This is a genomic window from Luteolibacter ambystomatis, assembly GCF_018137965.1.
In the GTDB taxonomy this organism is placed as follows: domain Bacteria; phylum Verrucomicrobiota; class Verrucomicrobiia; order Verrucomicrobiales; family Akkermansiaceae; genus Luteolibacter; species Luteolibacter ambystomatis.
Genome location: NZ_CP073100.1, coordinates 726898 through 742637 on the forward strand (window position 1 = coordinate 726898; position 15740 = coordinate 742637).

At 62.7% G+C, this 15740-nt stretch carries 17 protein-coding genes; all 17 read right to left on the reverse strand.

Annotated elements, in window-relative coordinates:
* Positions 1–280 precede the first annotated feature (280 nt).
* The 17 genes from KBB96_RS02795 to KBB96_RS02875 all read right to left on the reverse strand — a co-directional run bounded on the left by KBB96_RS02795 (position 281) and on the right by KBB96_RS02875 (position 15727).
* Positions 281–937 (reverse strand): hypothetical protein, encoded by a 657-nt coding sequence (locus KBB96_RS02795; protein WP_211632033.1) that lies wholly within the window; start codon positions 935–937, stop codon positions 281–283.
* The gene (locus KBB96_RS02800) at positions 934–1776 is read right to left on the reverse strand and encodes a hypothetical protein (RefSeq protein ID WP_211632035.1); all 843 of its coding nucleotides are present in this window, start codon (positions 1774–1776) and stop codon (positions 934–936) included. The genes KBB96_RS02795 and KBB96_RS02800 overlap by 4 nt, the downstream gene beginning before the upstream one ends.
* Positions 1773–2558, reverse strand: a complete 786-nt coding sequence (locus tag KBB96_RS02805; RefSeq protein ID WP_211632037.1) for a hypothetical protein — start codon at positions 2556–2558, stop codon at positions 1773–1775. Before KBB96_RS02805 ends, KBB96_RS02800 begins: the two co-directional genes overlap by 4 nt.
* A complete protein-coding gene (locus KBB96_RS02810; protein WP_211632039.1) occupies positions 2555–3088 on the reverse strand; it encodes a hypothetical protein in 534 nt (177 codons plus the stop codon). The genes KBB96_RS02805 and KBB96_RS02810 overlap by 4 nt, the downstream gene beginning before the upstream one ends.
* A complete protein-coding gene (locus KBB96_RS02815; RefSeq protein WP_211632041.1) occupies positions 3085–3483 on the reverse strand; it encodes a type II secretion system protein in 399 nt (132 codons plus the stop codon). The genes KBB96_RS02810 and KBB96_RS02815 overlap by 4 nt, the downstream gene beginning before the upstream one ends.
* Positions 3484–3579: 96 nt before the next feature.
* A complete protein-coding gene (locus KBB96_RS02820; protein ID WP_211632043.1) occupies positions 3580–3996 on the reverse strand; it encodes a hypothetical protein in 417 nt (138 codons plus the stop codon).
* Between the two features lie 27 nt (positions 3997–4023).
* A complete protein-coding gene (locus tag KBB96_RS02825) occupies positions 4024–5157 on the reverse strand; it encodes a type II secretion system F family protein (protein ID WP_211632045.1) in 1134 nt (377 codons plus the stop codon).
* Complete coding sequence (locus tag KBB96_RS02830) at positions 5150–6832, reverse strand: GspE/PulE family protein (RefSeq protein WP_211632047.1); 1683 nt, start codon at positions 6830–6832, stop codon at positions 5150–5152. Before KBB96_RS02830 ends, KBB96_RS02825 begins: the two co-directional genes overlap by 8 nt.
* Positions 6829–7413 carry a hypothetical protein gene (locus KBB96_RS02835; RefSeq protein WP_211632049.1) on the reverse strand — a complete coding sequence of 195 codons (585 nt, stop codon included), beginning with the start codon at positions 7411–7413 and terminating at the stop codon, positions 6829–6831. The genes KBB96_RS02830 and KBB96_RS02835 overlap by 4 nt, the downstream gene beginning before the upstream one ends.
* Before the next feature lie 11 nt (positions 7414–7424).
* Positions 7425–9281: a type II secretion system protein GspD gene (locus KBB96_RS02840; RefSeq protein WP_211632051.1), complete on the reverse strand. Its 1857-nt coding sequence runs from the start codon at positions 9279–9281 to the stop codon at positions 7425–7427.
* Between the two features lie 30 nt (positions 9282–9311).
* Complete coding sequence (locus KBB96_RS02845) at positions 9312–10058, reverse strand: hypothetical protein (protein WP_211632053.1); 747 nt, start codon at positions 10056–10058, stop codon at positions 9312–9314.
* Entirely contained in the window at positions 10046–10579 is a 534-nt protein-coding gene (locus KBB96_RS02850; protein ID WP_211632055.1) for a hypothetical protein, read from the reverse strand. Before KBB96_RS02850 ends, KBB96_RS02845 begins: the two co-directional genes overlap by 13 nt.
* A 166-nt stretch (positions 10580–10745) precedes the next feature.
* Entirely contained in the window at positions 10746–12530 is a 1785-nt protein-coding gene (locus KBB96_RS02855) for a hypothetical protein (protein WP_211632057.1), read from the reverse strand.
* Positions 12531–12655: 125 nt separating this feature from the next.
* Positions 12656–13072 carry a prepilin-type N-terminal cleavage/methylation domain-containing protein gene (locus tag KBB96_RS02860; protein ID WP_211632059.1) on the reverse strand — a complete coding sequence of 139 codons (417 nt, stop codon included), beginning with the start codon at positions 13070–13072 and terminating at the stop codon, positions 12656–12658.
* Positions 13073–13123: 51 nt separating this feature from the next.
* Entirely contained in the window at positions 13124–13537 is a 414-nt protein-coding gene (locus tag KBB96_RS02865) for a type II secretion system protein (RefSeq protein WP_211632061.1), read from the reverse strand.
* Between the two features lie 28 nt (positions 13538–13565).
* The gene (locus KBB96_RS02870) at positions 13566–14846 is read right to left on the reverse strand and encodes a type IV pilus twitching motility protein PilT (RefSeq protein WP_211632063.1); all 1281 of its coding nucleotides are present in this window, start codon (positions 14844–14846) and stop codon (positions 13566–13568) included.
* Positions 14847–14851: 5 nt separating this feature from the next.
* On the reverse strand, positions 14852–15727 hold the full coding sequence (locus tag KBB96_RS02875; protein ID WP_211632064.1) for a hypothetical protein: 876 nt from the start codon (positions 15725–15727) through the stop codon (positions 14852–14854).
* Between the last annotated feature and the right edge of the window lie 13 nt (positions 15728–15740).

Sequence of the window (15740 nt, forward strand, 5' to 3'; positions counted from 1 at the left end):
TCTCACCCATCGTGGAGGAACGGCCATGGTGGTTGCTGGATGCCCTGGCGATCATCGTGATGGTTCTGCTGCTGACCGGTTTCCCGATGCGGATCTTCGCGGATGGGTTGGAGCGGGCACATCATCACCGGGGTGGGATCACCGATGCCGTGCGTTGGCTGAAATTCGGTTCCACCACCGCGGAGTGGGTGAAATGGATCTCCGTGGGGCTGCTGCTGACCTGCCTGCGCGTCCGGAGATGCGCCACCAGATTCGATCCGGGTCTTCGGGGGAGAGTGGCTTACTGCGGCAATTCCAGACCTGGGACGATCGCACGCGGTGGCAGCACTCCGGAAGAGCCGGATTCGGGATCGCGGGGGCGGTCGAGAATCGGATCGTAGGATGTCGCATCGCCCTGCGAGTCGTCGTTCTTGATCTTCAGCGGCCGGAAGGAAGCGGAATGGCTGTCCAGGCGGAACTGAACCTCCATCAGATCGCGGTTGGTCTCCGCCACCTGGTCGCGGAGGTCCTTGTTCTCCTGCTTGAGCGCTTTCAGTTCGTCCAGCATGCCTTGGAAGAATTCCTTGGCGGTGGCGGAATTGGTGTTCGGGGTATTGGCGGCAGTGGCAGGGGCCGGTTTCGCCGCCTCACGGGGAGGGGAAGGAGTGGGAGCGGCCGGAGGAGCGCCTTGGGCAGCGGCCAACTTGCGGGTGGTGCCCTGCATCTCGGCCTGCAGGTCCTTGTTCTCCTTCCTGAGCGCATCCATTTCCTGGCGCATGCGCTGATAGAGCTCGGGAGACGTAAGGTTCGGCAAATCGGACGGGAGGGGTGCCGGAACGCCGTGCGCGGCCTGCCAGGCGGCGACTTGCTGGCGGACTTCCCACCAATGATGGCCGCCCACCGCGATCATGGCGGTGAGAGCCAAGCCACAAATGCCAGGAACAAGGGAAGGTTTCATCGTGGCTTTTTGATGGGGGCGGCCTCCCGGACGGGTTGGGCGACGGGTGGCGCGGGTTCCGGGGCGGGAGCGGGCATGGAGGCCAGCAATTGCTCCAGACGGTCGATGGCTTCACCGAGGTTTTTCGAGTCCTCGTCGAGCTGGGTCACGGCTTTCGAAAGGATGGTGCCGACGGTGCCGGGCTGGTTGTAGCCGAGCGCGGGATCGAATCCAGGCTCGTTCACGTTGAAGGTTTCCTTGCCATCCGCGACGGGCACGAGGACGTGCGGCCGGATGTTCAGCGAGATTTTCGTGCCCGGGGCCAGCTCCACTTGCTTGGTGAAGGGAGGTGCGCCTGCGGTGGGGTCGAAGGTCCAGCCGGGTGGCGGCGGGGTGAGAGGCTTTGGTGTGAAGGGAAACAGCAGCTTGATCTGGCTGGCATCGATCGGGCCGCCTTTGCCGCCCTGCACGTCCACGACCTTCACGGTCACGCCCTTCTCGGGCTTTTCCGGTGGTGGCGGCGGCTCCTCCGTCACCAGATGAGCATCTTCCGGCGGCTTGCCGGTGACCAGCACCGGAGAACCGGCGGGTGCTCCCTTGTCGGTGGCCGGAGCCGTGGCGGGGTCCACCGCCTTGTCCGCGGGCTCGGCCGGTTTTTCGGGCGGCGGGATGGGAGGTGGGACGTCATCCAGAATGACGGTGACCTCGTTGGACTTCGGCCGGTTGCCGCTGTCCAGACGTTGGAAGGTATCCACCGCACGGTCGCGTTCGCGGTCGGTCGGTTTCGGCGTGAGATCCTGACCGGCCGCGGTCCGGCCTGCGAGAAGCAGGAGTCCAAAGAGGAACAGGCGCGGTTTCATTTCCGGTTGGGCTGGATGTTGATCGACTCACCGGCTCCCGCGGGAGGAGTGGCGCTGGTGGTTCCGGGTCGCTCCTGATTGCCGAGCAGCGAGGGGCTGTCCGCCTGCAGGCCGACGACCGGCATGGAGCGCTCCATCAACTGGTTCCATGCATCTTCGAGGGCTACACCCTCGGCGCGCAGGGCGCGGGTCTTTTCCTGATAGTCGGCAAGGCGGCCGAGAAGCTCGCGGGCGGTGGCGACCTCGCGCTTCGTCCACAGCAGGTTCCGGCTCCGGTAGAGGACGGGGACCTTGAAATCGAGACGCTTCACCACGCCGTTGGGCGCTTCCGCGGTGACGACGTGCTGGACGCTGAAATTGCTTTCCTCATAGAGGCCGGTGGTGGGCGCGGATTTCAGCGGCGCGCGGGTGGGGCCGACCGCGGGATCTCCCGGCAGGCGGTCGCTGGCCGGACCGATGGCGGCGAGGGTGGGATCCGTGGGATTCGCGGTGGAAAGCGGACTGTTCCGCACCACCGCCGGAGTGATGGCGGGTGCGGCGGCCGCAGGACCAGCCGGAGCGGGCAGAATCACCGGTTTGGTGATGTAGAGGTAGCAGAACACGCCGGAGACGACGGTGCTTGCCAGGAGCAGCCACGGATATGCACCACGGCCTGGAGACGCCGTGTTCCGGCGGTTCGAGCTGGAACGGGGGCCGCCTGTCTGCGGCAGGGCAGTGGGAAGGGCCGAAGGACCGGAGGGTCTCCGGTCAACGAGGCTGCCTTCTGCAGGAAGTGGTTTCATCGGGGCGCGGAATCGGGACGGGACGGCTCCACCGTGGCGGTGGAGCTTTCGTGGGAAGGCTGCTGGGCTTGCTTTTTGGGGGAGGGGTTCTCCGGGTTGCCCTCCACACCGACCGCCGTGGTGACGATGGTCTGGTCGGAAACGCCGGGGAACGAGGTGATCGTGAGCGTTTCACGGGACAGCCGCAAGTGGCGAACCAATCCGCTGCTCTGGCTGAGTGCCTGCACCCCTGGAATCACCTCCAGGGCGCCGCCCGGCGTCCGCTGGCGGCCGATGCCATCCGAACGGTAGATCTCAAAAGTGGAGCGCGCGTCCGGATCGTCCTCCGCGGTCACGCGGATCTCGACGCCATCCGTATAGACCCGCAGCAGCATCGGCTTGATGGCGATGGGTGTCGCCTTGTCACCGGTCAGCTTCATGCGGGATTTCACGAGATAGTCGCCGACATGACGGAACTCTCCCGCGATTCCGATCCCGCCCGAGAAGCACCACAGGCAGGCCAGCAGGAATGGCAGCGCGCGCTTCATCATTGGCCGACGTCCCAGAGCAGGTCGGTGGTGCTACTAGAAGGATCGTAATATCCACCCGAGCCATTGTTGATCTTCGGTGGAGACACGGTGACGGCGATCGACAGGGTCGCTCCGGTGAGCGAGGTCACCGTGGGCATCGTGGTGGCACCGTTCGGCAGATAGGGAATCAGCTTCGCGCTGGTGATCGAGGCGAGCGTGGCGGTCGGATTGTCCGCCAGATACATGCGCTGGGCGGAGTAAACCGTGCGGAGTGTCTCGGAGGCGGTGCGGCCGAGTTGCCAGTCCTTGATCTTGTTGTTGAAGAAAAAGCCGGTACTCATCAGGGCGATGAGGACGCAGATGACCATGCTCATTTCCAGCAGCGTGAAGCCGCGGAAACGGAAACGACGGGCCATGGAACCGGTGCAACTCATTGCGTTGGCACAAAATTACGGAATTTCCACAGTCCTGAAAAGAAGGAAATGTGAACGATCCTGTTTCGGAGGGATTTTTCAGCCCTTGAGGATCTGCAGCGACTCCCGCAGATGCATTTGGATGGTCGGGTCCTGCCACAACCGCACGGCTACACCGAGCAGGCCGATCGCTCCGAGGACGATGCATGTGGAGGTCACCACGAACCAGGTGACAGACCCGTTGTTCTTGGGCGCGAGGTACGGAACGTACCAGGCCTGCCGCTCCACGATGCGGGTGGTGAACATCTGGCCGTTGTGCTTGAGCAGGGCGATGAACTTGTCCGCAATTTTCGATTGGGCCGTGGTATAGCGGTGCTTGAAGCGGCGGCCGGGCTGTTCCGGAAGCTCTTCGTGGCGGATTCCGGAGGGCACCGGTTCCACGGCGCGCATGGTGTAGATCTGCGTTTGGAGGACGAAGGTCTCGCGGAGCCAGCGGTCGAGGCGGGTGAGTTGCATCGGATCGTCAGGGCGGGGCGGGATGGATCACATCCCGCTGTTCATCATCTTCGGACCCATCAGGAAGATTGGAAGGAAGGTGCCGATGAAAACCGCGGCGATGAGGGCGACGGCGATCAGGAGGACCAGGAAATTCACGGCGGCGGTGAAGGTGGCCATGCAGTTTTCCGCATCCTCCTCATACATGCCCACGAGCATCTCCAACTGCCCGTCGAGCGAGGCGGATTTCTCACCGATCGCGAGCATGTGGACGACCTGGGAATCCACGGACGTGTACTTCGAGAATGCGGTGGAGAGGGGGACGCCGGAGCCTTCGTACTTGTCGGCGGCTTCCAGCAGCTCGCGGTAGAAGGGAGTTCCCTTCACGCTGTTGGCGGAGACCCGGATCGACTTCGCGAGGTTGATCCCGTTCGAGTGGAGCAGCTTGATGGTGGAGAGGAAGGTCATCTGCCGCAGGCTCATGATGAGCTGCCGCAGGAGGCGCCACTTCGACATCATGAATCCGAGGATCAGGGTGCGGATCTTTTCCGAGCGCAGGATGGTGATGATGGTGCCGACGATGATGCCGACCACGATGGGCCAGATGGCCTGGGTGGTGTGGGCGATGTTGAAGGAAATCGCGGTCAGGCCGTCCGGCTTCTGGTTCACGCCCTTGAGCATGCTTTCCACCTGGGGAACGATTTTCACCTGGGAAACGATGAACGCGCCGGAAAGCACCGAGATCACGACCGCCGGCATGGTGGTCGCCTTCTTGAGCGCTTTCTTGAATTTCATCTCATTGGTGAGACGGGTGGAGAGGGCGGAGAAGGCCTGGTGGAGCTGGCCGGCATCCGATCCCGCCTGGATCAAACCGATGATCATGTCACTGAAGCGGCCGGTGCGGCGGAAGGCTTCGTGAACACTCACGCCGGCGGCGATGTCATCACGGATTTTGAAGAGGGTGTCCGCCATGCCCTTGTTGGGCAGGCCCTGGCCGTAGTATTTCAGCGCATCCGCGGTATTGATCTGGGCGCGCAGCATGGAACTGAGGCCGCGGAACATGTGGACGAGTTCCTTTTTCTTGAACTCCTGCGGCTTCGCGGGAGCCTTGAGGAATGAAAGCGCCTTCGGGGATACCGGTTGGGCACCCGGTTTGGCGGCTGGCACGGCGGGATTACTCATCGGTGTAAGTCATGTCGATGACCTTCGACACGGCGTTGAGGTCGGTTTTGCCTTCGCGCAGGAGGCGCAGGTTGGGCAGCTTGCCTTCCTGCTGGATCTTGATTTCCAGCTCGTAGGGAGTGATCTCGCCCTTCGAGAGCTGGTCGGAGACCTTCGGGGTGATCGGAATGATTTCCAGGATGGCGGTACGGCCGCTGTATCCGGAGTTGCGGCATTCGGCGCAGCCGCCGGGCTTCGCGGAGAAGACCGGGATATCCGCCCACGAGTCATCGAGGCTGAAGGTGCGGCGGTCCAGGTCACCGATGCCCACCTGGGCTTCCTTGCAATAGGGGCAGAGCAGTTTCACCAGTCGCTGGGCACAGGCGGCCTTCAGGGTCTGGGCGATCTTCCAACGCTCGATGCCGAGCTGTTCGAAACGCTCGATGATCTGGGAGGCGCGCGGGGTGTGGATGGTGGTGAGCACCTTGTGACCCGTCACGGCGGCCTCGATCGCGAGTTCGGCTGACTCGGTGTCGCGCACCTCACCCATGAGGATGATGTCCGGGTCGCTTCGCATGAAGGACGCGATCATCGGCTTGAACTCCTTCGGGCTCTTCAAGTCGCAGTGGGTGATGCCGGCGACTTCGTCTTCGACCGGGTTTTCCAGCGTGAGGATGTTCACTTCCGGGCGGTTCAGCTCGCGGAGGATCGCATTGAGGGTGGTGGACTTGCCCGAACCGGTGGGGCCGGACATGACGATGATGCCCGCCGGGATCTTCATCACGCGGCCGAGTTCGAAGAGCGTCTCGTCATCGAAGGCGAGCGTGCCCTTGCCGAGCGTCACGTTGATGTGGCTCTTGTCGAGCAGACGCATCGTCACGTGGTAGCCGCGGTAAGTACGATGGCGCTCGTAGCGGATGTCGATGGGGCGGTGGAAATAGGAGATGGTGAAACGTCCCGAGATACCCGGAGTGGTGTTCCGGATTTCCGTCGGCAGCTTCATCAGGTTCAGCAGGAACGCATCGAGGCGGTCCTTCAGCTTCATCGGGATCTCGACCTTGTCGCCGAGGTCGCCGTCCACACGGAAGGTGTAGTAGAAGACTTCCTTCTCGACCTTGAAGTGGATGTCCGATGCGCGGAGCTTCACGGCGTCCGCCATGATGGTGGCCACGAGCTGGGCCATCGGCTCGCTGTAGTCGGTCGTGACGTCGAAGTCACGGATGCCATCGTCCACGTCCTCGACGTCGATGGCTTCAAGCTCGGAGCGGCTGGGACCGTTGTTGGTGCCCACCGATTCGATCGCCCGGCTGATCTCGGAGGCGAGGGTGACGATCTTGACGATTTCGAGATCCGGGAAACGCGGCGCGAGATATTCTTCCGCCAGCGGGCTCCATGGATTGGCCACCGCGACGATGAGGCGGTTCCCGGGGGAAAGGCACAGCGGCGTGAAGAACCCGCGGGTCATCACCGTCGGGTCGCAATAGGTGTGCAGCGAGGCATCGCAGAACTCGGCCACCTTCGGGAAGAAGGGCAGGCCGTTGATCCGCGCGATCGCGGCCATGAAGCTGTAGCGCGTGACGCGGTTCGGCACCTGGTCATGCGCCAGATCCGCATAGGACGGATCGTGGATGCCGAGGGCGGCCATGATCCGCCGGCTGATCGATTCGTTGAAGGAAATGCCGTCGAACTCGATCATAAGCCGAAGTGTTTGCGGGTGAGGAAGGTCCAGCTTTCGTAGTCCATCCGCGCCACCGTGAGGAAGGGCTTGATGTCGAAGCGGCGGTCCACCGCGTTCAGGATTTCCTCCGCCATCAGCAGGGCGGCGATGGGATTGATGGAAGCGACGCCGATCGCATCCGTGTCTTCCGCGTAGATCACCGGAGCGAGCAGCACCCGTGCGAGCTTGTGCAGCGAATCGAAGGACTCATAGAACGCCGATGGCGCGATCAGTTTCCCGGCGAAGGGGATCAGCGGCGGCGAAGGACTGAGGGTGGAGGCTACCGCTTCCGAAAGGGAGACGATGGCAGATCCCATGAACTCTTCCTCGTAACCCTGGGCGCGCGCGATGAATTCCAGCAGTTCGACCGGGCGGTCCTCGGAGAGGGCCTTGTTGGCGTGGTTGAAGGCGGAGGTGATCTGCGCGTCGGTGGCGGCTCCGGTGGCCCGGAGTGCTTCCGCCGTCCGCTTGGCACACTCCACGAGCAGATCCTGGGACGTCCGCGGGCGGCGTTCGTCACCCTCGCGCACTCCTTGGAATGTGGTGGAACTCGGTTGCATGGAAAAGACCTTTAGCGGCGGGCGCGGCTGAAACGTGGGGAGCTGTCGCTGGTGGAGGTAGCCGGCTGGGCTGTTCCGGACTTCGAATCCGTGGCACGCGGTGCGGGAGCCTGGGCCGGAGCAGAGTAGGTTTCCGTAGTGGTCGTGGTCTGCGGGTAGAACGGCGCCTGATAGGGCTGGAAGTCGCGGACGCCACGGCAGAGGTTCGGTTCGTGGGCGGGACCGGGGTTCAGCTCATCCACCCAGTCATTGTCCACGCCGAGCTGGACCTTGCGCTTGATGGTGGAGTTGGTGCGGTTGTTCGCGCCGCGGTTGCCGGGATCGTAGGACGTCGGGGTGACGATGAAGACGAGGCTGGTTTGCTCCTTGGTCTGCTCCTTGCTCTTGAAGAAGAAGTTGAGCACCGGTACATCACCGAGAAGCGGAACCTTGGTCTTGTTGTCCTTCTTGGACTCTCCGTAGAAGCCGCCGACAACGAGAGAACTGCCATCCGGCACGCGGGCGAGGGATTCGACCATCGATTCGGTGACGCGCGGGTAGATGTTTCCGGACAGGGCGCTCTTCACGTTCTCCGTGATCTGGGCGGAGCGCGGACGCAGGCGCATGCGCACGGTGCCGTCCGGCATCAGCGTGGGGGTGACCACGATGGAGATACCGATTTCACGGTGGTGCTCCGGATCCTTGTCGATGGTCGAGTCACCGTCATCGATCTTGTAGCGGACCTGTTCCGTGGCGGTGGAACCGCCGGCGCTGCCCACGCTCTGGGTGGCGGTGACGATCGGCACACGGTCGATGATGGAGATCGTGGCCTGTTCGTTGTCCTCGGTGATGAGGGTCGGGTTCGAGATCTGGGACGCCAGACCGCCCTGGGCCAGCGCGCGGAGCACGCCATTGAGCTGGATGGGGGAAAGGACGATGTTGTTGGACGCGAGCGGGATGTCGGCGGTGGTGACGGAACTGCCGGAGGACGTGCCTCCTGTGCCGGTCCAGGAGGAGGGAAGGCCGAAGACGCTGTTGAGCGAGCGGGCGGCCTCGATGGGCACACCGTTCTCACCCAGGCTGGTGCTCCAGTCCACGCCCTGGCGCTGCGCCGCATTGCTGTTCACGCGGAGAATCTTGGTTTCCACCACGATCTGGCCGCGCGGCTGGTCGATCTTGCGGAGGAGGTCGCGTGCGGCTTCGATCTTCTGCGCGTTGTCGATGATCACCACCGTGCTGGTCTTCGGCTCGAAGCTGACGACACCGGCCGGGCTGAGGATGGACTTGAGGATTTCCTTGAGAGTCGCAAGGTCCGTTTGGCGCAGGTAGCGGAGCTGGTATTGGAACTCGGCGCTGGGGAGTTGCGAGAGCTGCGCCGGGGTGAGGGCGTAGACCGTGTTGCCCTTGGTATAGAGCGTGAGGCCGTACATGAACGCCAGATCCTCCATCTGCTGGAGCGGATTCACGTCATCGAGCAACATACCCGTGACCCGGTATTCGGGGGTCGCGATCTTGGAGTTGTGGAAATACTGGCGGCCGGCCTTTGAAGCCAGATACTGGAAGGTATCATTGAGGGCCGTATCGTTGAGGCGCCAGCCCTTTGTATCGTCCTCCTTGTTCAGTGGCTGTCCCGTGTGCGGCGGATTGGCCGGATTGCCGGGAGCGGCGGGGTCGGTTGGCACGATGTCCACCGGAGCAGCGGGCACGGTGGAGGGAGGGCCTTCTCCCGGTACGGCCGGAGTTCCCGGAGTGGGGGTGAAATTCGGCGGAGTGGTGGGCTGCACATCGGCCACCTGTTCGATCAAAGGATCGCTTCCGGTTTGGGCACGCAGGCCGCCCGAGCACGTCAGGGCGGAGAGCAGGACGAGGGAAAAACGATTCGGTTTCATGGCTGGCAAGGGATGGGAACAGCAGGGAGGTCAGCGGTTGGTGGGGAAGCCACCCGGTTGGGGTAGGCCGCCTACTTGGGAAGGCGGGCCTGATTCGATCTCAAGGGGGGAATCGGGACGTTGCGACTGGAAGCCGGGCAGCATCTTGTCGCTCTGGCTGGCGCGGGTCATGCCGGGCGGCAGCTTCTCAAATTTGATCAAGCCGGTTTCCGATGTATCCAGATTCTTCATCCGGATGTAATCGGCATTCACTTCGGTGATTTCGGTCGGGTAGTTGCGACCGCGGAATGAGATGGGGAAGCGGTCGCCTTTCTTGAAGACGCGCGAACCGCAGAAAAACCTCTCCTCGGCAGGAATGACGGTGTTGACCTGGATCTGGGCCACGATTTCCGAGTAAGGGGTCGTGGGGATCGCTGCGGCGCGGGCCACGGCCGTGTGGGTGACCTTGGGCTTGATTGGCTTCGCGGTCGTGTCCTGCACTTGTCCGAAGGGATCGGTGGTGCGGCTGCGGATGGCGAAGACGGTCGCGAGGGTTTCCACATAGGCGCCCACGTCGGAGCCCGCGTATCGGGAGGGGAGGTCTCCGGAGGTCGCTGCTTCTCCCTGTGCCTTGTCGAGCGCCGGGACGGTGGGGCCTTTTTCGGGAGAAGGGGCCGGGGCGGGCTTTGTGGCGGGAGCTACGGGCGCGGCCGGACCTGGTGCCGGTCCGATGGTTTGCGCGGTCAGGCCCAGAGGCAGCAGGGTGCAGAGTCCCAGAAGATGGATCAGTTTTCCCATGCCGTGTAGATCACTTCAAAGTTCAACAAGGAGGTTTGGTTGGGACTCGGGTCCATCTTCAACTCGGTGAGCTGGAGCTGGGGCATGCGGGTCTCGAGTTCCAGGAAGGCGCGTTGTACGGTGCGGAACGTACCTCGCAGTCCGAGCCGGATTTGTGAGGATTTCTGTGCGGAAACGGGACCGAAGCCGGTCGAACTGGCCATCGGTTCGAAAGCGGTGGGCTGGAATTCCTTGCCGGGCAGGGTTTCCTGGATTTTCCGAAGGTTGCCCGAGATCGCGCTTTTGGTTTCCTCACCGAGTTTGGTTTTCCACAGTTCCATGTACTGGCGTTTTTTACCGAGCATGGTTTCAACACCGATCGCGCCGATGCGGCCCTGTTCCGCGGTCGAATACTTCTTCTGCTTGTCCGCGAAGTCGGACTTCATGCCGCCTGCGATGTAGAACGCGATCCCCACGACGATCCCGGCTGCGACCAAAGGCAGCACGATTCCGAACAGGGTGATGGATTGGCGATAGAACATGGGAGAATGGTTCAGCGAGGCAGGTAAGTTATTTGAAGTGGATGATGATTAACAGATTGAAACTAACCATATTTCCGGGGGCGTTGTCCAGCCGTAGGGTGGGATGCTGGTCCGGCAAGGCAGTTATTTTCTGAGAATCATCGTCCGGCGGGAGATCCGGAAGAGGTCATTTGATCTTGGCAACGCTGACGGCGATCGGGTCCGTGGCTTCGAAGCGCTGGGTGATCGTCAGGTCGAAGGTGAGCGGGTAGGTGGTCGGGTCGTCATCCTGGATCTCCTCCGCAGGGCGTGGCTTGAAGGCGGAGTTTTCCTGGGTGCGGACGTTCGGGACGATGCTGCGGCTGCCCAGATCGGAGCGGAAGGAGGGGTTCTGGGTGATGCGCGCCATCTCGGCGAAGACCGCGGAGATGCCTTCGCGGGTATTGATCAGGTTGAGCCGGTCGAGGGCTTCGTCTCTTGCGTAGCCGGTGATCTTCCACTCCTTTACGAAGCCCGCCTTGGTCTGGCCGGGAGCGAGTTCCGGCTTCACGACATGGTTGTATCCCTTGATCAGGAAACCACCGCGTTCCGGAAACAGACGGCAGAGCAGTTCCATGGAGGTCCACGCCTTGGAGCGGTCCTCCAGAAGGTTGTCCCACAATTCCACACGCTGGCGCTCGGTATTGAGACCGGCCAGACGCTGCTGCACCGATTGCGAGGCTTTCTGGTCAAAGCCCCACTCCGGCCTGCGGATCATGGAGAAGATCTCCAGCAGGGCCCATGAGAGGGCGAGCACGGCGCAGGCGGCGATGCCCAGACGGATCATGCGCACGGCGCGGAGAAGACGGATCTCCGAACGTGCCGGATAGATTTCCGCCACTTCGCGCGTCGTGGTGAGGAAGTTCTGGAAAGGCCAGCGTTCCTTCTGAAAATCACTGAAGGTCAGGCTCAGAGGGGTCTCCTCGGAGTTCAGGGGAGCCGCCGTCGAAATAAGCGGCTCGACCGCGAAAGGCGGCAAGGCAGGATTGGAGAGCGGGGTCACCGCCCAATCCACATCCTCCACACGGCTGGATGGGAACACCACGCGGAGATCCGCGGTGAGACCCGGTTCCGGCTGGGGACTGAGATTCATCACGTAAACCTCGGGATCGATCAGCTCGAGCGCGGCGGTGGTGGTGGAGGCCGCATGCCGCAGGTTTGACGGGCGGCGCTGTCCACGATGCTGGAGCGTGCGGATCAACTGGAGGTCCGAGTGGCTGTTGAAGAACGCCAGGACGGTGAAATTCGGATAGTGGAGGACGGTCATGAAGGACTGTCCTTCCGGTATGCGGATGATGCGCGGGATTGCCATCAGCGCCACCAGCGGGGCGCTCAGCGCATGCGTGATCAGCGGGAAATTGGCGGCTTCGCCAGCCATGCGGAGGCGATCGAGAAACAGGCCGTACTGGCGTGTGAGAGAGACGACGGTTGCGATGGTTTCGCTGCCCGCGGCCAGATAGGGAAGCAGGCGCCAGGAATGTTGGTCCGGCGGCAGGGAGGTGTCATCGAGGATCGATATGGGATCGTTTTCGGCGGCGACACGCAGATCACCGACGGCACCGGGGTTGTCGAAAGTGGGCTTCAGTTCGGTGATCGCGAACTCGTCCGCAATGTGAAGCACAAGTCCGAGCGCATTCGCTCCGGCCTTGCGGGCGAAGGTGATGAGTTCTTCGGCAAAGGCATCGGCCCGCTCCGGACTCCGCAGCACCTCATCATCGGGTACGGGGGCGGACTGCCACTGGCCGCTCTTGCGATCATAGGCGCGGGAAAGCACGCCGGTGCCATCGATCCGGAGATGGATCTGGCAATCAAGATCGAGAGCTTCGCGATACCATGCGTCATTTCTCGCGCGGCTCGTCGAACGAAGGACGGCGCAAGCCTGGGAGTAACGCTGGAGCGGATTGAGTTCGCTCGGATGTTGGAGGGTGGCCAAGGGACCGGGGTGTCAGGGATTTCACAGCAACCGGGGAGGCGAAAAAAGGGGGAGGGGAATCGGCCCGCCCGCATGACGGGCGGACCGATGATGGGAGTTGTCCTGGGGACAACCTGCGGCTGGATTTACCAGTCGCCGGTGTTGGTCGGGGTGTGGGCCGGACCGTCAGCGAAGTTGCAGGTCAGGAGCACGGAACCAACGTTCGGGATGGTGGTGCCATCGAGGCCGGCGTAGGTGCCATTGCCCGGGCAGGTCGGGGCGTTTTCCATGAACAGGCCGGAACCAATGAGCACCTGCGTGGCGGTCTTGCTGGCCGGGATGGTGGCACCCGGGGTCAGAGCCTGCATGTTGCCGTAGGAGCGGATGGCCTGCTGCACATTGCGGATGTTCATGAGGCAGCCGGCGCGGTCGGAACCCTTCTTCCAGGCGCGGGCACCAATGAAGAGGATGGAGATGAGCGAGAGCAGGACGAGGATGACGACGGTCAATTCGAGCAGCGTCATGCCCTTCTTGCTCTTCGCGATGATGGTGTTCGTTTTCATGTGTATGGGTCGGGTGTTGTTGGTTTCAGTTTTTTGGGGAGGAGAGGGATTTCACCAATCGTTGTGCTGGACGGGAAAGTGATCGGTGGAGCCTGCCTTCGCGATGTTCGGGCAGCTGAGATAGACGACTCCGATGTCCGGGATCGTATCCGGATCGGGAGCGGTGTAGAGCCCGGCTCCCGACGGACAGACCGGCTCGTTTTCCATGAATTTTCCAAACCCGACGATCTGGCTGCGCAGGCCTGGAGCGGGAGAGTTGGGATTGAGAGCGTTGATGTTCGCGTAGGAGCGGACGGCCTGTTGGAAATTGCGGAGATTGAGAATGCACGCGGCGCGGTCCGAGCCCTTCTTCCAGGCGCGGGCGCCGATGAAGAGCACGCCGATGAGCGTGAGCAGCACCAGGATGACGACGGTCATTTCTAGAAGCGTCATGCCGGGGCGGCGGTTGGAGTTGCGGGATTGCACGAAGGGAACAGGCTGCGAGGACGAACGATCAGAGAATCTCGGCTTCCGAGCGGTTCATCCGGGCGCTCTCATAGGTGGCGTCCGTGATGAGGCCTTGTCGGCGGAGGCGGCGGAGGTTTCCGTCCCATTCGATGTTGCCGGCACGGCGGATCACGTCCTCGAGGGAACGCGCGCCGCCGTCGTAGTTCGCGATCGCGCTGGCGACCGCATCGTCATTGTTCTGGAGGAATTCGTAGGTGAGCACGCGGCGTTGCACGCCGTTGAGCAGACCTTGCGAGTGGATGAAGATGAGGATTTCGGAAAGCCGGCTGAGCACCGCATTGTGGCTCTCGCGCGGATACATTTCGAGAATACGGCCGAGGGTCTTGACCGCGCCGGTGGTGTGAAGGGTGGAGAGCACCAGGTGACCGGTCTGCGCGGCTTCCATGCAGGTCTCCATCGCCTCGCGATCGCGGATTTCCCCCAGAAGGATCACGTGCGGGGCCTTGCGCAGCACGTCCTTGAGGCCCTGGCGGTAGGAGTGGACATCGCGTCCGACTTCCTGCTGGGTGACGATGGAGGGGGATGGCATGCGGTGGCCGGCGTATTCCGGGTCCGGCATGTCATCGGGATACTGATACTCGATCGGATCCTCCACCGTGACGATATGCTTCGGATGATTGCGGCGCAGCCAGTCGATCAGCGAGGCAAGGGTGGTGGACTTGCCGGAGCCGGTGGGGCCGGTTACGAGACAAAGGCCCGCGCGCTTGAGCACGCCCTGGCGCAGGGTCTCGGTGGTGTCCGGATCGATGCCGAGCGATTCGAGCTCGGGAATGAAATCGTTGAGGATACGGCAGGTGACGCCGAGACCGGAGGAGCTGAGGTGGGCTTGGATACGCAGGCGGCCGGAGCGTTCGCCATTGTCACCCATCGGGATGCCATCGCAGGAGAAGTCCGCCACCTTGGTCTCGGCGAAATTCTTCATGGCGTCCTCGATCTTATCGCCGACGCGGTCGCCGAGGTCTTCATGCTCACCGAAGCCGTGGCTGCCGCTCTCGCGGTTGCGGATGAGTTCCTTGAGGATCTCATCCATGTTGAGAGCGGAGAGGATGCCGAGGAAATCGAGCTTCTCCATGCCCTTGTTGGTGTGGATGTACACCGGGCGTTCCGCGCGCATCTGGATGTCCGAGACGCGGAGTTCCTTGCAGACACGGAAGATGGTGCCGAGCAGGAAGCGGCCGTCCATGCCGTTGTGAAAGCGCGTGCCCAGCGCCGGATTCTGCAATCCGGGAAGTGGCGGCGGCGCGGGAATGGCGGAAGGAACGGACATGGAAATCAGTTGAATGCCTGTGGAGAGGTTTTGCCTTCCAGTCGGAGAATAGTGGCTTCCGCGGTTTCGCGGATTTTGGTGACGAACTGCTCGCGCTGGGCGATTTCCTGCTGGCGCTGGGTGGAGATCAGCGCCCACTCGCCGGTGCGTTCCCACTCGGCGCGGATCTCGTGATGGCGGGCGAGACTGAGATCGAGTACCGCCAGTACCTTGCGCATGTCCTGGGTGGGATAGCGCTCGGGAGTGAGGAACATCAGTTCCAGTTGGTTCTCCGCAGCCAAGGCGGCGGTGAGGGAGGGACGAGGATCATCGTTCCGCGCGAGGCAGTAGCGGATGGTCGCGTCGGCGAGTTTGATCGCGCCCGGGGTCAGTTCCGGACGGGTGCCGATGGATGGCTCGGTGAGGAAAAAGTGATAGGAGGCGTAGTTGCCGTAGTGGGAAGGATCGAGCTCGTAGGCAAAGCGCAGCTTATCCTCGACCGCGCGGCGCTGGGAGAACTTCTGGGCCGGGCTGGCCTCCTTGGGATTGGTGCGGGCTTCGACCGCTTCATCGAGTTCCGCGAGGAATTGGTCGACGCGTCCACTCAGGGTGGCGGGCACCACTTCCGCCTCATGCTCATGATCGTGATCCGCATCGCCATCGTGATGATGATGGTGGGATGGATCGGTGCAGTTTTCATCGTGGCATTCCTCGCCACCATGCCAGTAGGTGTCGATCGGCCCCTGCATGGCCATGGCGAAGACCTCGCCATAGGGGCTGCACTTCACGCCGAAGGGATTCGGCGGCAGCTTGAGGCTGTCATCCTGCCCGAGCGGCCGCGAAGCCGCCAGCCACACCAAGGCACCACCGCCAAGGAGCGCGACATTCAGGAGCTTGGACAAGGGACCGGACATT